The sequence below is a fragment of the Nocardioides sp. NPDC023903 genome (assembly GCF_040639295.1).
Taxonomy (GTDB): Bacteria; Actinomycetota; Actinomycetes; order Propionibacteriales; family Nocardioidaceae; genus Nocardioides.
The window spans coordinates 80,934-99,850 of sequence record NZ_JBEZZS010000016.1 but is presented as its reverse complement, the minus strand read 5'-3'; the positions used below and the strand labels follow the sequence as shown (position 1 = coordinate 99,850).

20 protein-coding genes are annotated in these 18,917 nt (G+C 68.4%); 10 read left to right on the top strand and 10 right to left on the bottom strand.

From position 1 onward, the window contains the following. Positions 1-48: 48 nt before the first annotated feature. Positions 49-3,153 carry a DUF3427 domain-containing protein gene (locus AB0F44_RS17740; RefSeq protein WP_357357578.1) on the top strand — a complete coding sequence of 1,035 codons (3,105 nt, stop codon included), beginning with the start codon at positions 49-51 and terminating at the stop codon, positions 3,151-3,153. On the opposite strand, the gene AB0F44_RS17735 is transcribed toward AB0F44_RS17740, so the two are convergent. After that, positions 3,150-4,073: an AraC family transcriptional regulator gene (locus AB0F44_RS17735; protein WP_357357577.1), complete on the bottom strand. Its 924-nt coding sequence runs from the start codon at positions 4,071-4,073 to the stop codon at positions 3,150-3,152. The two genes, AB0F44_RS17740 and AB0F44_RS17735, sit on opposite strands and share 4 nt — an antisense overlap. A gap of 53 nt (positions 4,074-4,126) precedes the next feature. On the opposite strand from AB0F44_RS17735, the gene AB0F44_RS17730 reads away from it, so the two are divergent. The 6 genes from AB0F44_RS17730 to AB0F44_RS17705 all read left to right on the top strand — a co-directional run bounded on the left by AB0F44_RS17730 (position 4,127) and on the right by AB0F44_RS17705 (position 10,338). Further along, positions 4,127-4,819: a methyltransferase domain-containing protein gene (locus AB0F44_RS17730; protein ID WP_357357575.1), complete on the top strand. Its 693-nt coding sequence runs from the start codon at positions 4,127-4,129 to the stop codon at positions 4,817-4,819. A 47-nt stretch (positions 4,820-4,866) separates the two neighbouring features. Continuing rightward, on the top strand, positions 4,867-6,621 hold the full coding sequence (locus AB0F44_RS17725) for a DUF429 domain-containing protein (protein ID WP_357357573.1): 1,755 nt from the start codon (positions 4,867-4,869) through the stop codon (positions 6,619-6,621). 58 nt (positions 6,622-6,679) lie between these two features. Further along, the gene (locus AB0F44_RS17720) at positions 6,680-8,218 is read left to right on the top strand and encodes a molybdopterin-dependent oxidoreductase (protein WP_357357571.1); all 1,539 of its coding nucleotides are present in this window, start codon (positions 6,680-6,682) and stop codon (positions 8,216-8,218) included. A 92-nt stretch (positions 8,219-8,310) separates the two neighbouring features. Next, positions 8,311-8,949, top strand: coding sequence for a fasciclin domain-containing protein (locus tag AB0F44_RS17715; RefSeq protein WP_357357569.1), 639 nt, complete (start codon positions 8,311-8,313; stop codon positions 8,947-8,949). A gap of 37 nt (positions 8,950-8,986) precedes the next feature. Then, positions 8,987-9,586 (top strand): ECF RNA polymerase sigma factor SigK, encoded by a 600-nt coding sequence (gene sigK, locus AB0F44_RS17710; RefSeq protein WP_357357567.1) that lies wholly within the window; start codon positions 8,987-8,989, stop codon positions 9,584-9,586. Continuing rightward, the gene (locus tag AB0F44_RS17705; RefSeq protein ID WP_357357566.1) at positions 9,583-10,338 is read left to right on the top strand and encodes an anti-sigma factor; all 756 of its coding nucleotides are present in this window, start codon (positions 9,583-9,585) and stop codon (positions 10,336-10,338) included. The genes sigK and AB0F44_RS17705 overlap by 4 nt, the downstream gene beginning before the upstream one ends. A 26-nt stretch (positions 10,339-10,364) precedes the next feature. On the opposite strand, the gene AB0F44_RS17700 is transcribed toward AB0F44_RS17705, so the two are convergent. Next, complete coding sequence (locus AB0F44_RS17700; protein WP_357357564.1) at positions 10,365-11,141, bottom strand: NPP1 family protein; 777 nt, start codon at positions 11,139-11,141, stop codon at positions 10,365-10,367. A gap of 125 nt (positions 11,142-11,266) precedes the next feature. Between AB0F44_RS17700 and AB0F44_RS17695 the strand changes: the two genes are divergently transcribed. Then, entirely contained in the window at positions 11,267-11,713 is a 447-nt protein-coding gene (locus tag AB0F44_RS17695) for a hypothetical protein (RefSeq protein ID WP_357357562.1), read from the top strand. Here AB0F44_RS17695 and AB0F44_RS17690 read toward each other — a convergent pair. From AB0F44_RS17690 to AB0F44_RS17655, 8 genes are all read right to left on the bottom strand, one after another. Then, complete coding sequence (locus AB0F44_RS17690; protein ID WP_357357560.1) at positions 11,707-12,153, bottom strand: hypothetical protein; 447 nt, start codon at positions 12,151-12,153, stop codon at positions 11,707-11,709. The two genes, AB0F44_RS17695 and AB0F44_RS17690, sit on opposite strands and share 7 nt — an antisense overlap. Next, a complete protein-coding gene (locus AB0F44_RS17685; RefSeq protein ID WP_357357558.1) occupies positions 12,150-12,572 on the bottom strand; it encodes a hypothetical protein in 423 nt (140 codons plus the stop codon). Before AB0F44_RS17685 ends, AB0F44_RS17690 begins: the two co-directional genes overlap by 4 nt. Before the next feature lie 2 nt (positions 12,573-12,574). Then, positions 12,575-12,934 (bottom strand): hypothetical protein, encoded by a 360-nt coding sequence (locus AB0F44_RS17680; protein WP_357357556.1) that lies wholly within the window; start codon positions 12,932-12,934, stop codon positions 12,575-12,577. 7 nt (positions 12,935-12,941) lie between these two features. After that, positions 12,942-14,144 carry a hypothetical protein gene (locus tag AB0F44_RS17675; protein ID WP_357357555.1) on the bottom strand — a complete coding sequence of 401 codons (1,203 nt, stop codon included), beginning with the start codon at positions 14,142-14,144 and terminating at the stop codon, positions 12,942-12,944. Beyond that, positions 14,144-14,446, bottom strand: coding sequence for a hypothetical protein (locus tag AB0F44_RS17670; protein WP_355226921.1), 303 nt, complete (start codon positions 14,444-14,446; stop codon positions 14,144-14,146). The genes AB0F44_RS17675 and AB0F44_RS17670 overlap by 1 nt, the downstream gene beginning before the upstream one ends. Positions 14,447-14,500: 54 nt before the next feature. After that, entirely contained in the window at positions 14,501-16,513 is a 2,013-nt protein-coding gene (locus AB0F44_RS17665; RefSeq protein ID WP_357357552.1) for an MDR family MFS transporter, read from the bottom strand. Positions 16,514-16,585: 72 nt separating this feature from the next. Continuing rightward, on the bottom strand, positions 16,586-17,746 hold the full coding sequence (locus AB0F44_RS17660) for a hypothetical protein (protein ID WP_357357551.1): 1,161 nt from the start codon (positions 17,744-17,746) through the stop codon (positions 16,586-16,588). A 103-nt stretch (positions 17,747-17,849) separates the two neighbouring features. Continuing rightward, positions 17,850-18,110, bottom strand: a complete 261-nt coding sequence (locus AB0F44_RS17655) for a metal-sensitive transcriptional regulator (protein ID WP_141802705.1) — start codon at positions 18,108-18,110, stop codon at positions 17,850-17,852. Between the two features lie 136 nt (positions 18,111-18,246). Here AB0F44_RS17655 and AB0F44_RS17650 point away from each other — a divergent pair, with 136 nt between their 5' ends. After that, positions 18,247-18,636 (top strand): carboxymuconolactone decarboxylase family protein, encoded by a 390-nt coding sequence (locus AB0F44_RS17650; protein WP_357357549.1) that lies wholly within the window; start codon positions 18,247-18,249, stop codon positions 18,634-18,636. A gap of 34 nt (positions 18,637-18,670) precedes the next feature. Further along, on the top strand, positions 18,671-18,841 hold the full coding sequence (locus AB0F44_RS17645) for a hypothetical protein (RefSeq protein WP_357357547.1): 171 nt from the start codon (positions 18,671-18,673) through the stop codon (positions 18,839-18,841). The last annotated feature ends 76 nt before the right edge of the window (positions 18,842-18,917 follow it).

Below are 18,917 nucleotides of genomic sequence, written 5' to 3'. Positions count from 1 at the left end.
TTTACGAAGTTCCGACGCTTAAGCGGCACCGTTCGCGAAGCTGGAGGGGTGTCAGACCTCGGATCCCATGACGGCCTCTACGAACTGCTCGTCACGAACGACCTTCAAGACCGCCTCAGACAAGTCACCGATCGGGACGTCGAGACCACACACGTGGACCAGGCCGACCAGCCGCATGTGCTTGCTCGCCACGTCTACCAAGCAGCCGTACGCAGCCTTGAGGCCGTCAAGGATCCCGAGTTGCGCGTCAAGGCTGCCAACGAACTCATCGCCCAGTTGGAGACCGGCGATGCCGACCACATCGTCGCCCCGCCGACCGAGCTTCGCCGCATCAGCAGCCCGCAGGCCCCAGGCACCGTCACTTACCTCAACACTCGCCCGAAGACTCCGCTCACCGAGGCGGCGCTCCTCACGAACTCGAAGGAGGAGCCCAGCCTCGCCGCCGAACTCCGCGCTGAGATCGACACCGCCGACGAGGTGGACCTGCTCTGCGCGTTCGTACGCTGGTATGGGCTCCGCCTCGTCGAGCCCGAGTTGAAGCGCCTCCGCGACCGAGGTGCTCGGCTTCGGGTCATTACGACCACCTACACCGGATCCACTGAGCGTGACGCGCTCGATCGGCTTGTGCGGGACTTCGGCGCGCAGGTGAAGGTCCAGTACGACGCCCAGCGCACCCGCCTCCACGCTAAGGCTTGGATGTTCCGCCGCAATACTGAGTTCGACACCGCTTACGTTGGCTCTTCGAACCTCACCAGGACGGCAATGGTCGAGGGCGTGGAGTGGAACGTGCGCCTGTCGCGCAAGGGCACGCCTGCTCTGTTCGACAAGTTCACCGCGACCTTCGACACCTACTGGAACCACGGCGACTTCGAGTTGTACGACCCCGACCGGGATCGGGACCGGCTGGACGATGCGTTGGCCGAGGCATCGGGTCGGAGCCGAGGGGACAGGGTCACGATCTCGCTCTCTGGCCTCGAGGTGAGGCCGTACCCCTACCAGCAGAAGATGCTCGACGACCTCGACGCGGAACGTACGCTGCACGACCGGCATCGCAACCTCGTCGTCGCTGCGACCGGCACCGGAAAGACGGTTGTCGCCGCTCTTGACTACCGGCGACTCGCTGAGGCCAACTCGGATGGGAAGCGTCCGAAGCTCCTGTTCGTGGCCCATCGCAAGGAGATCTTGCAGCAGTCGTTGCGGACCTACCGCGAGGTCCTTTCCGACGCGACCTTCGGAGAGTTGTACGTCGATGGCACCCGGCCGGAGCGTTGGGAGCACGTCTTCGCGAGTGTGCAGTCGCTGAAGTCGTACGGCGTCACTCAGATCCCACCGGACACCTACGACATCATCGTCATCGACGAGTTTCATCACGCCGAGGCGAAGTCCTACCGCGAGCTCATCGACCATCTGGAGCCCACGGAACTGGTCGGTCTGACGGCGACTCCAGAGCGCGCAGACGGAGTCAATGTCGCCTCGTTCTTCGACAATCGCATCGCTACTCAGCTTCGCCTTTGGGATGCCCTCGGCGCGGACCTTCTCTGCCCATTCCACTACTTCGCCGTGTCTGACAACACCGATCTCCGAACGGTGAAGTGGGCGCGTGGGAAGTACGACGACACCGCGCTCTCATCGGTGTACACCGGCAACGACGCCCGCGCTCGGATCATCCTCAAGGAGCTCCGCGACAAGATGCCCGACGTGTCGGCCATGCGCGCTCTCGGCTTTTGTGTCGACGTAGCCCACGCCAGTTACATGGCGGACGTCTTCAACAAGGCCGGAATCCCTGCCGGGGTCGTCACTGGCAACACGGCGGCTGCCGAACGCCGCAACTCCATCGCCGCCCTGCGCGAGCGACGGCTCAACGTGCTGTTCTCGGTCGACGTCTTCAATGAGGGTCTCGACATTCCTGATGTCGACACGGTCCTCTTCCTTCGGCCTACCGACTCGGCCACGGTCTTTCTACAGCAGCTTGGTCGCGGGCTGCGGCGAACCCGCGACAAGGCCGTGCTCACGGTTCTGGACTTCGTCGGCCATCAGAACAAGCAGTTCTCTTGGGACCGGAAGCTTCGAGCAATGACGGGACTGACCCGAGCTGCGCTCCGTCGCGAGGTCGAACGCGGCTTCCCGTTCCTCCCCGCGGGTTGCCAGATCGTCATGGACCGCGAAGCACAGACACTGATTGTCGACAACCTCAAGTCGCAGATCTCGAACCGTTGGCCCTCGATGGTTCAGGAACTGCGCTCGTACGGCGACCTGTCGCTTCCCGAGTACCTCGACGAGTCGGGCATGGAACTGCCCGACATTCTGCGAAAGGGCCAGCGGTCCTGGACAGAACTACGCCGCACGGCTGGCCTCCCCGTACCGAATGGCACCGAGGCTGAGCAGAGGCTGCTGCGTCGCGTGCGAGCGTTTGCCCACGTCGATGACCCGATTCGTGCAGTTGCCTTCTCTCGGCTGCTCGCGGACGACGCTCCCTCGTACGCATCACTCTCACCGGGCGAACAGCGGCTCGCAAGAATGCTCTTCTTTTCGCTCTGGCCCGACGGCGGCGGCTTCGAGTCGATTGATGCTGGCTTCGCCGTTCTTCAAGCGGAGCATGCGACCCGGTCCGAGATCCGGGCCGTCATCGATCTCGCCTTCGACGCCGCACGCCATAGTCTTGCCGAGCTTTCCGGCGCACTCACTGAGGTGCCGCTCATGGTCCATGCCCGCTATCAACGCGAAGAGATCCTGGCAGCCCTTGGATACGCAAGCCTCGATCGGAAGCCGAACTCCATGCGGGAAGGCGTCAAGCACATCCCAGAACTCAACGTGGACGCCTTCTTCATCAACCTCAAGAAGTCCGAAGCCGACTTCTCCCCCACGACGATGTACCGCGACTATCCGATCAGTCCGACGCTGTTCCACTGGGAGACGCAGTCCACGACCTCGGTGGCGAGCAAGACTGGCCAGCGCTATCTGAACGGCGAGAGCACGGTGCTCCTCTTTGCCCGTGAAGAAGCTGACGGGGTCTTCGGCACCTCTCCCTACCTCTTCCTCGGCCCAGCGACGTACGTCTCCCACACCGGCGATCGCCCTATCGCGATCACCTGGCGACTGGATCACGCCATGCCCACCGACTTCTTTAGTGCGGCCTCTGTCGCTGCTGGCTAACCGACGTCTCGACGCCAGCGGTCGGGGGTGGTGCCGTAGCGGGACTTGAAGCGGCGTACTAGGTAACCGGGGTCGGTGAGGCCGGTGCGGGTGGAGATGACCGAGAGCGGGAGGTCGGTTTCGCGGAGGAGGCGGCGGGCTTCGGTGAGGCGGCGCTCGGTGAGCCAGTCGAGGAGGGTGCGGCCGGTGCGTTGGCGGATGACGGTGGTGAGGTGGCCGGGGGTGTAGCCCAAGGTGCGGGCCAGGTCGCCGGCGGAGACCTTGGTGGCGTACGTCCTCTCGATCTCGTCGAAGACCCGGCTGACCAGCGGGTCCGGGGCGATCGGGGCACTTGGAGCCAGGCGCGCGGACGCGACGAGGAGCTGGGTGAGGATCGCGGTGACGGTGTCGTGGGAGCCGAGGCGTTCGGGGTGGCGGAGCTCGTCGTCGAGCTCGGTGAGCCAGGCCCGCCAGCGGGGGCGCTCGGCCTCGGGGACCATGCCGCGGCGGCCGTCTGCGGCGAAGAGGGCGAGCAGCGGGTGGTGGGCCCAGGTGAGCGGGGAGATGGAGGCGAGGGAGGGGATGGCGTCGGGGGTGAACGCCACCGACCAGGCTCGCGCGTGGGTGAGCTCGGCGAGCGACTCGGCGGCCACGACCTCGCCGGGAGCCACCGCGTGGACCTCGCCGTCACGCAGCGCCACCTGCTTGCCGTCGAGACCGACGGCGCCTCCGCCGCGCTCGACATAGGCCAGCACCCAGAAGTCGTGGGCGTGCCGGTTGTCGGGAGGCAGGTGCTCGGTGTCGCAGTCAGGATCGAGGGGTACGACCCTGACGGCTGGTCTGCCCGGGCGCTGGTCCCAGGCGTAGACCGGGGTGCCGTCGGCGCGCACAGTACGCACGCCTCGGGCGAGCACCGAGGTCGAATCTGAAGAACGTCCCATGCTGACCGACTTCCCTCCCACCGTTGATCCGCAAGATGTCCCATCGTGGATGTATGACCACCATACAGATCATCGACGGCCGCGCCGAGGGCGAACGGGACCGCCCGTTCCTCCCTGGCATGGGCCGCACCTGGCTCCTTCCCCTCTACGACCTCTTCACCCGGCTCGCCCGCGTGCGCGCGCTCCACGAAAGGACGGTCGAGCTCGCCGGCATCTCGCCCGGGCAGACGGTGCTCGACGTCGGCTGCGGCACCGGCAACCTCTCCTTCTCGGTCCTTCGCGCCGTCCCGGGCGCCGTCGTCACCGGGCACGACCCCGACGACGCCGCGCTGCGGATCGCCGCTCGGAAGGCGGGCCGGCGGGGCGTACGTCTCTCGCTGGTGCAGGGGTACGCCGACCGGTTGCTGCCCGAGGACGGCACCGTCGACCACGTCGTCTCCTCGCTCGCGCTGCACCACGTCGACGACGCCGGGCGCGAGGGGTTCGGACGCGAGGCCCACCGGATCCTCAGGCCCGGCGGGCGGGTGACCATCGTCGACTTCGGCGCTCCCGACCACGGGCCGGGCCACAACCACGACCACGACCACGGGAGCCACCGGCACCGCGGGATGAACGCCTATACCGAGCGCAACCTTGACAACGCGCTCGTCAGTCTCCTGACCGACGCCGGGTTCACCGACGCCCGCGAGGTCGACCACATCGACCACCGGTTCGGTCCGATCACGATCGTTCAGGCGACTCGCTGACGGCCCGGGGGTTAGACCCGCGCCTCTTGGGCGGGCAGTCTGGCCCCATGTACTTCCTCGGAGTCGACCTCGCCTGGGGCGTGCGCAGGCCCACCGGCCTGGCCGTCCTGGACGAGGAAGGCCGCCTCGTGCACGTCTCTGCCGTCAAGACCGACGACGAGATCGTCGCCGCCCTGGAGCCCTACGTCGACGACTGTCTCGTCGCGATCGATGCTCCCCTGATCGTCACCAACCCCACCGGGAACCGTCCGGCCGAGGCCGCGCTCAACAAGGACTTCGCTCGCTTCGACGCCGGCGCGCACCCCTCCAACACCAGCAAGCCGGAGTTCAGCGAGCAGCCCCGAGGAGCCCGGATCGCGGCTCGGCTCGGGCTCGACATGAACCCCCGGTCCGGCCGGCGGCGCCGGGCGATCGAGGTCTACCCGCACCCCGCGACGGTGGCCCTCTTCCGCCTGGGCCGCACGCTGAAGTACAAGCACAAGTCAGGGCGTGACATCGACCAGCTCCGCGCCGAGCTGATCATGCTGCTCGGCCTGCTCGAGGGTCTCGAGAGCGCCGACCCGCCGCTGCTGCTCGACGACCCGTCCTGGCACGCCCTTCGAACGGCCGCCGAGAATGCCGTACGCAAGAGCGAGCTGCGCACGGTCGAGGACCAGGTCGACGCGGTGCTGAGCGCCTACATCGGTCTCTTCGCGACCCGCGCACCGGACCGCACCACCACGTACGGAGACTTCGCCACCGGCTACATCGTCACTCCGACGCTGCCCGACGACCTCCGCCCGACACCCCGCGGACGAGCCGGGGCGAGGATCCACGACACCGCGACCGCGGTCCGTGAGTACGCCGCGCTGCAGCCGACGCTGCAAGAAGCAGCTGACCAGTACGTACAGCTGGTGACCTCGATCCTCGACGACGCCGGCATCAACTACCTCACCGTGACCTCGCGCGCGAAGTCGGTCGCGTCGTTCGCGGCCAAGGCGGCTCGTACCGTCGACGGACGGCAGGTCTTCACCGACCCGCTCCGCCAGATCACCGACCAGATCGGACTGCGGGTGATCACCTACGTCCACAGTGACGTGCAGGCCGTCGCAGACCTCCTCGACGACCAGGTGGTGGTCCACGACGACCGTGACATGGGCGAGGAGACCGCGAGCGAGGGCCGGTTCGGGTACGCCAGCCGCCACCTCCTGGTCAGTCTCGACCCCGCACGCGAGGGCCAGGAAGCGTACGAGCTGTTGCGCGGCCGCCAGGCGCAGATCCAGATCCGCACCGTGCTGCAGCACGCCTGGGCCGAGTTCGAGCACGACATCCGCTACAAGGGCACCATCCCCAGCGAGCACGTACCCGACTTCGACCGACGGTTCACGCTCGCCGCCGGCCTGCTCGAGCTCGCCGACCGCGAGTTCTCCACGATCAGGGATCGACTCCGAAAGGGCGGGACCGCAGCCAGCACGGAGGCTCTCGACGACGACCCGCGCATCAGCCCCCGCGAGCTGGCGGCGTTCCTGGCCGGGCAGTACGCCGAGGCCGGCTGGTCGCGGACCGACCACTACGGGTGGATCTCCGGCATCATCCTCGAGCTCGGCATCACCTCGCTGACCGAGCTCGGCGACGCGTTGCGCTCGGTCGACGAGGAGACACTCATGGCGCGGATGGACTACCGCTATCCGCCGGGCGCGGTGCGGCGGCTCGACGACGCACTGCTGTGGGTCTACGGCGATGACTACGTCAGGCTGCGGGCCAATGCGCACCGGGAGCCCGGCCTGCGGGCCAGGCTCGCCAAGATGCGCGACTCGGACTGAATCGATCGTTCAGCCCACCGGCTGAAATCCGATCCGGGCGCGGGCACGAATCCCCGCCATGAGACACCTGGATCGTCATTCCCTCGCCCATGCCGCCGCCGGTGTGCTCGCCGGAGCGGTCGGGATGTCCGTCGCGCACCTCACCGCTGCGCTGCTCACACCGGCCTCCTCCCCCGCACTCGCGGTCAGCACCGCGGTCATCGACGCGACGCCCACCCCCGTCAAGGAGTGGGCGGTACGCGAGCTCGGCAGCGCGGACAAGCCGATCCTGATCGGCAGCGTGCTGCTGGTCACGATCGCGTTCGCCGCGGTGATCGGGGTGGTCGCCCGAAGACGTCTCTGGCTCGGCGTCGGGCTCATGGCGGGCCTGGTCCTGCTCGCCGGCGCCGCCGTGGTCCGCCAGCCGCTCTTCGAGGTCTCGAACCTCGTGCCCACGGTGGTGGCGCTCGTCCTCGGACCGGGCGTGCTGGTGCTGCTGACCCGCGCCCTGACCGCCGAGCGCACCCCGGCTCACCGGCAGGACGCCCCGGCCGAAAGCGTGGCCACCCGCCGCAGCGTCCTGATCGGGTTCGGGGCCCTCGCCCTGCTCTCCGCCGCGGCCGCGACCGGCGGGCAGATGATCGTGCGCGGCCGTACGGCGCTCGCCGACATCATGCTGCCGCGCGTCCGCAAGCCGTTGCCGGCGCTCCCGGCAGGGCTGGAGGAGACGCACAAGGGGATCTCCCGGTTCATCACCCGCAACCGCGACTTCTACCGGGTCGACACCAAGCTGGCCGTCCCGATCGTCGACCAGAACAGCTGGTCGCTGACCATCGACGGTGACATCGACCGCGAGCTCACCTTCAGCTACGACGACCTGCGCGCGCGGGAGAACGTCGAGTACGACATCACTCTGACCTGCGTCTCCAACGAGGTCGGCGGCAAGCTCGTCGGCGCGGCGCGCTGGACCGGCGTACCTCTCAAGGAGCTGCTCGAGGAGGCGGGTGTCGGCAGCCGTGCCGACCAGATCCTCTCGACCGACGTCGAGGGCTTCACGATCAGCACCCCGCTCGAGGCCGTGATGGACGGCCGCAACGCGATGGTCGCCCTCGGCATGAACGGCGAGGTCCTCCCCCGTACCCACGGCTTCCCGGCCAGGCTGGTGGTGCCCGGCCTCTACGGGTACGTCGGTGCCACCAAGTGGGTCACCAAGCTCACCCTGACCCGCTACGACGACGCGACGGCCTACTGGACCGACCGCGACTGGGCCATCGACGCCCCGATCAAGCTCTCCAGCCGGATCGACACGCCCCGGCCGCTGAGCAACATCGAAGGTGGCCGCACCGTGATCGGTGGCGTCGCCTGGGCCCAGCACTCCGGCGTCGCCAAGGTCGACGTACGCATCGACGGCGGCCGTTGGCAGCCGGCCGAGCTCGGTCCGGACGCCGGGATCGACTACTGGCGCCAGTGGTTCATGCCCTGGGACGCCGAGCCCGGGAGCCACCAGCTCGCCGTCCGAGTCACCGACCGCGACGGCAACGTGCAGAGCGACGAGCGGGCCACCCCGTTCCCCGACGGGTCCAGCGGCATCCAGCAAATCGTCGTCACCGTCACCTGATCCAAACCTGATCACAAATTGGCGAAATCCGATTCGGCCACCGTGCCGAAGCCCTCATGACAGCAAGAGACCAACCCTCGAAAGGCTCTCTCATGAAGCTCAACACCATCACCCGCACCGGCAGCGTCGCCGCCTCCATGGCTCTCCTGCTGGGTCTGGGTCTCTCGGCATGTGGCTCCGAGGACACCGCGTCCGGAAGCGAAGGCGGCTCCAAGACCTCCGAGACCACCGAGGCCGCACCCGAGACCGAGGAAGCAGCTTCGCAGACCTTCGGCGAAGGCTGCAAGCTGATCCCCGCCGACGGTGCCGGCTCGTTCAACGGCATGTCGACCGCACCGGTCGCGTCCGCTGCGAGCGCCAACCCGCTGCTCAAGACGCTCGTGACTGCCGTAGGCGAGGCCGAGCTCGTCGACACCCTCAACAGCGCCGACGCGCTGACCGTCTTCGCCCCGACCGACGACGCCTTCAAGAAGATCCCGAAGGCCGACCTGGACGCCGTACTGGCCGACAAGGCCACGCTGACCAAGGTCCTCACCCACCACGTGGTGGCCGGCCAGCTCAGCCCCGACGAGGTCGCTGGTGAGCACGAGACCCTCGCCGGCGACATGATCACCGTCGAGGGCGAGGGCGAGGAGTTCACCGTCGGCAAGGAGAACGCCAAGGTGCTGTGCGGCAACATCCCGACCGCCAACGCCACGGTGTACGTCGTCGACACCGTCCTGATGCCCTGATCGGGACATCGGACCGGACATCCGCGAGGATCGACACATGAGACCGCTCAGCTCAGTCCCCTCCGGCGACTCGTCGCCGGAGGGGACCGGGTCCCCGGGGCTCGCCGGGCTCCTCCGTCGCGTCGCCCGAGGCGACGAGGCAGCCTTCGCCGCCCTCTACGACGCGACCTCCGCCCGCGTGCACGGACTGGTGCTGCGGGTGATCCGAGACCCGGCTCAGGCGGAGGAGGTCACCCAGGAGACGTACCTCCAGGTGTGGCGTACCGCCAGCCGGTACGACGAGAACCTCGGCAGCGCCCATTCGTGGCTGCTGACACTGGCCCATCGTCGTGCCGTCGACCGGGTCCGATCCGCGGAGTCCGCCGGCCGCAACGACACGGCCTACCACGGGACCACCCAGACCCCACCACATGACACGACGGCCGAGGCCGTGGAGACCTCCTTGGAGGCTCGCCGCGTCCACGCCGCCCTAGAAACCCTGACGGCAGTTCAACGGGAGGCGCTACAACTGGCGTACTTCGGCGGTTACACCCACACTGAGGTCGCCGCCATGCTGGACCTGCCGATAGGCACTGCAAAGACCCGTATCCGGGACGGACTGATCCGGTTGCGCGACGCGATGGGAGTGAGCAGATGAACGCGCAAGACATTCACGCCCTCTCCGGCGCATACGCGGTGGACGCCCTCGACGACATCGAGCGCATCCGCTTCGAGGAGCATCTCGCCGCCTGCGCGGACTGCCGCGACGAGGTGGCCAGCCTGCGCGACACCACCTGGATGCTCGGCGGCCTGACCGACACCGCACCTCCGCCGGAGATGCGCGATCGTCTGCTCGCCGGCATCAAGGAGATCCGGCCGCTTCCGCCCGAGACCACGCCGAAGCACAGGGCCGACGACGCTCCTGAGCCCTCGGACGCATCGTCCGACCGTCGCCGGTTCGGGTGGCGTACGTTCGCCGCCGCGGCCGCGGTGCTGGCCATGGTCGGCACCGGGACGGTCGCCGCCGTCGAGCTGATCCGCGAGGACTCCAGCCAGACGATGTCGACCGCGGAGCGGGTTCTGAACGCGAAGGACGCGACGACCGTGGCCGTCGACCTACCCGGCGCTGCCCGTGCCCGGGTGGTCCGCTCGGTCTCGGAGAACAGGGCGGTGCTGGTCACGTCCGGCATGCCGGCCGCGCCGGACGGCAAGGTCTACGAGCTCTGGCTCCAGCACGACGATGTGATGGTCCCCGCCGGGCTGATGCCCGACGACAGCGACCAGACCTTCGTCCTCAAGGGCGACGCCGCAGACGCGAGCGCGGCCGGGATCACCGTCGAGCCCGAGGGAGGCTCCGACGAACCGACCTCGGCCCCGATCGCCCTGTTCGACTTCTCGCAGGCCACCTGACCTGCGAGAAGGGGAGGCCGGCCCGCTCAGGCGTAGGGGTCGAGGGAGACCCCGGCCGGCTTCCCACCCGCCAGTGCGTTGCCGAAACGCGCATCGGTGAGCTTGAAGGTCGCGGCGCCGAAGTCGGCCGCGACGAGGCGGTCTCGGATGCCGGCCGGGTAGTTGTCCCAGCCGACCAGGCCCTTGACCTGCCAGACGCCCTCGTGGTTCTCGGGCGGCTCGTCTCCGCCGCCGGTCTTGGGGAAGCGGAAGCAGTGGGTGCTGCCGCCGTCCTTGTGATAGACGGCCTTGGGGTGCGTACCTCCCTCGAACTGCAGCTCCGACTCGGGCTTGATCTGGTAGCCGGAGTGCTGGGAGACGGACATGAACCTCGCGTGGCCGTCCTGCACCCACACGATGATGTGCTCCCAGTCGTGCCGGTGGCCGGCCGAGCCGGGGCCCCACGAGACCTGGTCCTTCTCGAAGTAGTAGCCGTAGAGGTACGCACACCAGCCGTTGTTGCACTTCGAGCGCGAGTAGACGTTGGTGTTCTGCAGGTCCGAGAGGTCGCGGCACTGGCCGTTGACCGTGCCGCCCATCGCCAGACCGCCGTTGAGCGTGCCGTCCGGGCCGATCGCCGGAGTGCTGTAACAGCCGTCGGTGTCGAAGTCGAGGGCCGGCTGCCACGTGCGGTCGCCCTCCGGTGCCGAGGCCGGCAGCGCGGGCGGCGGGGCGGCCCAGGCGGCTGTCGGGATGACGGAGAGGAGTGCGGCGAGCGGAAGCGCGAGGGCGAGCTTGCGCGTGAGTCGTTTCCCGAGAGTCATGTGGGGGTCCCTTGATCGTGGGGGGAAGGGGGTGCACAGATGCAACCAGTGCCGCGATCGCGTGACAACCCCTTGCGTGTGAACGCCCCGGTAACGCTGACTTCGGGCCCTGGTTGGATGGACCGGTGAACGCAACGCAATGGCAAGACCGGATCACCTCCGAGCTCGCCGGTCTCGGGCAGCAGGAGTTCGTGATCATCGCTGAGCCCTCGCCGCCGGTGCCGGAACCTTCAGGCCTCCGAGCGCGGCTCAGGTCGAAGGCGTCGCGGTCCGCCGCACCGTCTCGCTGGGGGCAGGTGCTCTGCGTGGACTCGGTCCTCTACGCGGAGTTCGTGGGTACGCAGCACATCGGCGGCACCTGGGAGGCTTCCGCCGAGCAGCACGAGGCGCTTCGCGCGGCCGGCTGGTTGACGCCGGACGAGACCGACCCGATCGCCCCGGCGCCGGGGGTGCCGCATTACTGGCGCACCGTCCCGCAGGCCGAGGCATCGCTCGTCGCCGGCCTCCTTGTCGACGCCTTCCGCATCCTCGGGGCGGACTTCGCGACGCTCACTCTCCGCAGGGATCAGTAGGCGCCGAGCTGCTGGCAGAGCATGCGGTAGAAGGCGGTGTTGGTCATCGGGGTGAGCCTGTCCTCCAGCGCGAGATGGAGGCCGTCGGGGCCGTTGATGCCGGCGAGCTGCCACGCGCCGACGGCGATCGACCAGGCGGTGCGGGCGCCGAGCTCCTTCAGGACCACGTCGCGAGCCTCCTGGTCCTCGCCCAACAGCTCGGCCATCCGGGCAGTCGGGAACGGGCGCACCGACCCGGCCGCGCCCTTGACCGGGCGGATCTTCAGAGTACGGACCAGGCTCGGGACCAGGTGACCTCGCGGGAGGTCGAGGGGCTGCGTACGGGTGCCGTCGACGCCGAGTTCGAGGTGGATGCCCGCGGGGCCTACCTCGGCGCGGTGCTCGAGGCGTCCGCCCGGGCCGGCGAGGACCCAGACGACCTCCGTCGCCGCGGCGCTCATGCCGGGCTCCAGGTCTCGGCAGCGGCGTCGATCTGGGCGGCCCAGGTCGCATAGTCGCTCGTCAGCACGGTCGCGGTGAGGGTGTGGCCGACGCCGTCGATCGCCACGAACCACTGCTCCATGGTCAGCGCGGAGCCGCCGGGGCCGTCGTACATCGCCAGCCGCCGCCCCGCCTCCTGCCCGGCGATCGTGAGGCGCTCGAGGTCGATCGGCGTGTAGCCCGGCATCATCTCCGTGAACGCCATCTCGGAGCCGACCTGCCAGTCGCGGAACCCCAGGTCACCGTTGGTCTGGGCGGTCACCGTGAGGTTGGAGCGGAAGGTGCCGCTCGCCGGCGCGAGCGCCAGGAAACGTACGCCCTCGGGTGGCTCGACGCTCTCCCAGCCTTCCGGGACCGTCATCGTTGTCTGATCAGACATGGTCACTTCTTTCCTGCGGTGCGCTTCTTCTTCGGGCGCGACTCGCGATACCACTTCGGCTTGATGAACGACGGGGTGGGCACGATGACCAGCAGCGGATAGACGATGCAGGTGAGCAGGAAGAGCCCACCGATGATCGTCCATGCCGCGGTCTGCTCCGGCACCAGCCCGAACGCCGTCGAGCCGGTGATGGCCAGCGCGGAGATGCAGGGCAGATGGATGAGTACGACGTCCTCGCCCACACCGCCCCGGTTCCACGCAGTCGCCCAGGAACGGGCACGAGCGGAGAGCCCGAGATGTTGCCAGATGCTGACCCCGGCGCCGATGACGCCGGCGGCGAGGATGAGTGCGGCCCAGATCATTGCGGTCCTAGTCCCAGAAGGTGATGGCGTCGCCGACATCGGAGGCTACCTCGCCGGCGCCCTCCGCGAAGTCGCTGACCCCGTCGACCACGGCCTCACCGAGCTCACCAGCCTCGTCGACCACGAAGTCGGCCGCCTTGCCGGCCAGCCCGGAGCCAATCGCACCACCGATCACGCCACCGACGACGCCGCCGATGACCGTGCCCGGACCGGGGAAGATGCTGCCGATGGCGGCACCGGCCTGGGCCCCGGCCCAGGCTCCGCCCGCGGCGCCCGCGGTCGTGATCGCGGAGGTGCTCACCGTGCGGCTCACCCGTTCCGTCGTCGAGAGCGACGGGTCGTCGGCGTCCTTCTGCCACTGCTCCCACGCCGAGGTACCTGCGGTGACCACCCAGCCGGCCCGGGTCGCCCACTTGCCCGCGGTCAGCCACTTGCCGCGTACGGCTGCCTTGTTGGCCTTCGCGTGCCAGTTCTTGTCGTTGAGCACCTTGGCTGCTCGCTCGAGCTTGGTCAGGCTCGCAGGGCTGGCGAACCGGCCGTTCACGCGCGGCTGGAACGTGCCGTAACGGCTCTTCACCATCCAGTCGACGCCGGCGCCGGCTCCCAGGCCGGCCAGCCCGAGGGCGTACGCACCGATCTGCATACCGTCGGAGAAGTCCTTCGGCAGCAGGCCGAGGTCCTCGAGGCGGTCCTCGATCCAGCCGTCGCCGGTCGACTTCGAGATCGCCTTGCCGAGGTCCTCGTGCGCGTTGTCCTCGTCCTTGCGAGCCGTCTCGACCCGGCTGACCAGGTCGTTCCACTTCTCGACCTTGGTGTTGTGGGCGTTGACGTCGCCCTCGGAGGCGTCCTCGCCCGGGTCGGTCGGCGGCGAGATCATGGTGCCGCTGACCGTGAGCCCCGCACCGCTGGCCTCGGTGCGGATCGTCGACATCTTGGTCTCGACCGCCTTGAGGTCGCCCGAGAAGGTCGAGAGGCCCTTGCCCATGGCCTCGATCCGCGACTCGAGCTGACGCAGGTCGCTCTTGCGCTTCTCCGCCTTCGACTCGAAGGCGGCGCCCGCCTGGCCCTTCCAGGAACCGGCGGTCTTGATCGCCTTGCCGAGGTCGTCGAGCGCGTCGCCGACCGCGTCCTTGGCGGTTGTACATGCGTCCGCGGCGGTCTGCGCCTCGGCGGCGTCGCCGTAGACCTTCGTGTCCATCGCCTCTGGCATCAGTTGCCCCTCACCCTCTGCTCCTGGCGCCGGCCCGCGTCGCCGGCCCCGTGATCGGCTGTGGTCGCGTGGTCGAGAGCGTTCTGTACGCCGTCGCTGAGTGACCCGAGGCCTTCCGCCATCCCGCCGACGGCCGCCGCCAGCGACGCCAGCGCGGTCGCGACCTCGGAGGACGACTCGCCCACGTCAGGTGTCTTCTGCAGCGGCTTGGCCTGCTTGAAGAGGTCTCCACCGGCGGTGTCGAGCGTGCTCTTGATGGACCTGAGATCGTCGGGATTGACGTGCATGTCGTCGTCACTCATGCCTTCGTCCTACCCGCTTTCGCCGATTTCAAACACCGTCGAAAGTAAAAAGCCCTATAAGGCCGACTCGGCCGGGCTCCGCACGTCCTGCTCACCCTCCACGAACCTGCGGGAGAGCACGGCGAGCGCCTCATCGAGCTTGGAGTCGTCAGCACCCCAGTCGGAGAGCTCGGTGACCAGCCACTCCTTGAACGCCGCGACCAGCTTGTCGAGCTCCTCCCTGCCCGCCTCCGTCAGGGCGTACGCCCGCTCGTCGCCGTAGAGGTAGCCCTCCGCCGCGGCGGTGGCGAATGCCGGCGCCAGCACCGCGCCCGGCATCCCGAGGCGGTGACCGATCGCGACCAGCGAGGTCTCGCCGCCGACCCACTCGCGGATCCCGATCTGGCGTACGCACCACGCCGTCGCGGCATCGAGATCCACCGCCGACTCCCGGAGCATGGTGAAGGTCTCCGGTGGCTGGCGGCGGACCAGCTGGGCGGCGGCGACGTCGAGGCGCATGGCGCTGTCGGAGGAGTTGGGCATCGCGAACCCGTCGCCCGGGTCGGTCGCGGCCGCCCTCGAGGTGCCACGCAGGGGCACTTCCTTGAGGAAGAGCGCGACCAGGAACGCGAGCCCGGCGACGGGGACCGCGGCGAGGAAGACGATCTGCAGCGTCTCCGCGTAAGCACCGATGATCGGCGCGCTCTGGGCGTCGGGCAGCGAGTGCAGAAGGGCTGGTGTCGCGACCTCGTCCGGGGAGACTCCTGCCGAGGAGACGGCGGCGGGCAGCCGGTCGGCGAGCTGGTTGGCGTAGACGGTGCCCATGATCGAGGCGCCGAACGAGCAGCCCATCGTCCGGAAGAAGGTCACGCCCGAGGTCGCGACACCGAGGTCCTCGTACGCCGCTGTGTTCTGCACGATGATCGTCAGGATCTGCATACTCAGGCCGACGCCCATGCCCATGATCAGCAGGAACAGCGACATCATCAGGGTGCTGGTGTCGGCGTCCATCGTCGAGAGCAGATACAGCCCCAGCGCCATGATCAGCGCACCGGCGACCGGGAAGATCTTGTAGCGCCCCGTCCGGCCCACGATCGAGCCCGCCAGCGTCGATGTCACCAGCAGACCGATGACCATCGGCAGGGTGCGGATCCCGGACGACGTCGCGGAGACGCCGTGGACGTACTGCATGTAGGTCGGCAGATAGGTCATCGCGCCGAGCATCGCGAACCCGACGATGAACGAGAGCACGACGCTGACCGTGAACACCCGGTCCTGGAACAGCCGCAACGGCAGGATCGGAGAGACCGCCCGCGACTCGGCCCAGACGAAGATCGCGAAGGCGACCGCCGAGCCGATGAACAGGCCGATGATGGTCGCCGAACCCCAGGCGTACTCCGTCCCGCCCCAGCTGACGGCCAGCGTCAGCATCGAGGCACCGAGGCCGACGAAGAGGATGCCGAGGTAGTCGATCGAGGGTCGTTTGCCGCGAGCGATCTGCGGCAACGTCAGGCTGGCGATCGCGATCACGGCGATGCCGAGCGGCAGGTTGATGTAGAACGCCCAGCGCCAGGAGAGGTGGTCGGTGAAGACGCCGCCGAGGAGTGGTCCGAGCACGGTGGTGGCACCGAAGACCGCCCCGAGTGCGCCCTGGTACTTCCCTCGCTCCCGCAACGGGATGATGTCGCCGATCAGCGCCGTCGCGGTCACCATCAGGCCACCTGCACCGATGCCCTGCACAGCTCGGGCGCCGATCAGCCAGGCCATGTCGGTCGCGAACCCGCATGCGGCCGAGGCGAGGATGAAGAGTCCGGCGGAGACCTGCAGCATCAGCTTGCGGCCGAAGAGGTCACCGAACTTGCCGGCGAGCACGGTCGCCACGGTCTCGGCCAGGAGGTAGGACGACACCACCCACGACAGGTGTCCGGCACCTCCGACGTCAGCGACGATCGTCGGCAGCGCGGTCGACACGATCGTCTGGTCGAGCGCCGCGAGCAGCATGCCGAGGAGCACTGTGCCGAAGATGAGATTGATCCTGCGCCGGCTCAGCTGAGGCTCGGCGTCCGATGTCGCCTGCGATGCTGCCATTGCGACCCCCACGGTCTCGACTGGAATCAAACTAAGCCAAACTCCCGGTCGGGCGAGGGACCTCGCGGAGTGTCAGGCAGCCTCCTCCTGGTGGTCGGCCAGGTCGCGAATCAGACTCGCGGCCGGCTCGTGGACGAACTCGACGAACCCGCCGAGCGCGGCAAGCCCCTCCAGCGGAACGCCCGAACTGAGCGCCGTGATCGTCTCCGGTCGCACCAGCCAGGCGGCCAGGCACGCGGGGTAGTCGGCCGGATGGTTGAACAGCTCGTCGAGCTGATCCAGCTCATCGTCATCGGGATTCCTGAACGCATGCAGACCCGCGTCCATGGCGAGATTGACCAGCCCGTACGGAATGTCGGTGAGCAAGCCGTAGTCACGCAGCCCGCGGTGTGTCCAGATCTCACCCGGCTCGCGACCCGGCCGTCGGCTCGTGTCGCGCAGCGCGTCGATCCACCGCTCCGGCTCATCCGCAACGGCGTACGCCACCTCCTCAGGCACCCGCAGCGGCCCCGTCTCGAACATCAGGCCGTCCTCGATCGGCACGATCCGGCCGATGACGCACTCCCCGTCGTCGACCAGCAGCCCGGCGCCGATGTTGATCGTGGTCAGCTGCTCTCCGGTCCTCGGATCCTCCCAAAGCAGGTGTCGCGGCTCGCGCCCCAGCAGCCGTACGCCACGCATCGGCGCCCGCACCCACTCCCAGATCCGGTCGGCACCTGCGATCAGGTCGCCGGAGGCGTTGTGGCGCAGGAACGCCTCGAGCCCACCGAGTTCGTAGAGGAAGGTCTGGCGGTAGACCCAGTCGCGATCCAAGATCTGGATCCGGTCGTCCTCCCGGTCGCGTCCGGGGTCAGGGCCACCACGGACGTCCAGCGCGACACGGATCGCCTTCGACATCCGCCACTGGTTGCGCGCATGGGTCCCCTGCATCGCCTGCGCGACGATCCATCGCGAATGCGCCCACCTCGGCATGAGCGCCTCGAGCAACCGCAGCTGTTCGAGCCGCTCGAGGCGCGACGGATGCCAGAACTGCTCCTTGTCGAGCTGGTCGCTGGTCGTATGGATGATCTCCAGGGCCGACCTCACGTCGCCGCGGGCCTCGGCATCGTTCACCGCGAACATCGCCGGCCAATAGGGACTGTCGACGACCTTCTCGGCGAACGACCGTCGCCGCGGATCGCCTGGCCTCTTGGGCAGGACGGGCCTCTTCTGGTGCTTCTTGCGTTTGGGCATGGCACCAGAAGACCGCGGATCCGTACGTCTCGCCAGCGCCTATCAGCGGCCTGTGGATAACCCTGTCCCGGAGCTCGCCTGTGGACAGTGATCGGCCCGCCGATCAGGCAAGAGCAAGGAAGAGCTTCTCCATCTTCTTGGTGTCGACACTGTCGCGACCGCCCTCGGCGAGGCACTTCTCCAGCCCGGTGGCGACCAGCGCATAGCCGCCTCGGCTGACCGCTTTGTTGACCGCCGCGAGCTGGGTGAGCGCGTCTTCGCACTCCGAGCCCTCCTCGAGCATCCGGATCACCGAGGCGAGGTGTCCGTTGGCCCGCTTGAGTCGCGTGATGACGGCCTTGATCTCGTCAGGCTCGAGCTGCATCGGCGTCCTTCTCTTTCCAGTGAGTGTCTCCAGCCTGCCGGGAAAGCGCTGGCGTCCTGGGGATTCTATAACCCCCCAGGGGGTTATGCTACCGTCGCCGACGTAACCCCCGGGGGGGTTACGGAAAGGAGTCACCATGACCACCACGACTGACCACACCTCACCCCACGGCAAGAGCGTCCTGCGAGACCTGGGGCCGCTCCACCAGGAGCTACGCCGCGCCATCCCCGACGTCTACAAAGGCTGGGGCGGACTCTCCAAGGCGGCCTTCGCCGACGGCGCGCTCGACCGCAAGACCAAAGAACTGATCGCCTTCGCGATCGGCGTCGTCGAGGGCTGCGACGGCTGCATCGCCTCCCACGGCCAAGCCGCCGCACGCGCCGGCGCGAGCCCCCAGGAAGCAGCCGAGGCCATCGGCGTCACCTTCCTCATGCACGGCGGTCCCGCCACCATCCACGGCGCACGAGCCTTCGACGCATTCTGCGAGTTCGTCGACGCCCTCGACGCCGGCGAACCTCCCGCCTGACCCCGACCAGATCCACAGAGGCAGGAACCGAACCATGTGTCGCCCCGTCCGCTGCAAGAAGTGCAAGAAGACCACCTGGACCGGCTGCGGCCGCCACGTCTCCGACATCAAGGCCTCCGTACCCACCGGCCAGTGGTGCCCCGGCCACTCCGCCGACCCAAAGGACCCCAACGGCACCTTGCTGAGCCGCATCCTCGGCCGCTGACCACTCGGCATCGTCAGAGCACACGAAACTGTCGGAGGCGGCACCTATCGTTCCGAGCAACGCTCATCGCGGCCAG